Annotated in this window: 1 protein-coding gene; it reads left to right on the top strand. The window is 68.1% G+C overall.

Annotated features, from left to right (window positions below; translation table 11 throughout):
- A partial coding sequence (locus E2C06_RS37135; RefSeq protein ID WP_165982845.1) for a transposase occupies window positions 1-250 on the top strand: 250 nt, incomplete at its 5' end.
- Window positions 251-260 lie beyond the last annotated feature (10 nt).

Below are 260 nucleotides of genomic sequence, written 5' to 3'. Positions count from 1 at the left end.
CCGAGGCTACAGCAGCCACACCTTCCGCCAGCACCTCTGGGACCTCGGGGCGCGGCCCGCCATCCCGCCGAAGATCAACGAGGCTCCAGTCGCCTGCCCAGCGCCGATCTATAACAACCGCAACCGCGTCGAGCGCCTCTGGGCGAGGCTGAAAGAGTGGCGAGCCGTCGCTACCCGCTACGAAAAGACCGCCGCATCCTTCCTCGGCGTGCTCTGCCTCGCCGCCACCGCAGATTGGCTCAGGCGCTAACGGGGCCTAG

Source organism: Dankookia rubra (assembly GCF_004355005.1).
GTDB classification, from domain to species: Bacteria; Pseudomonadota; Alphaproteobacteria; order Acetobacterales; family Acetobacteraceae; genus Paracraurococcus; species Paracraurococcus ruber_A.
The sequence above is the reverse complement of the archived record's forward strand: the minus strand, read 5'-3'. Positions and strand labels throughout refer to the sequence as shown.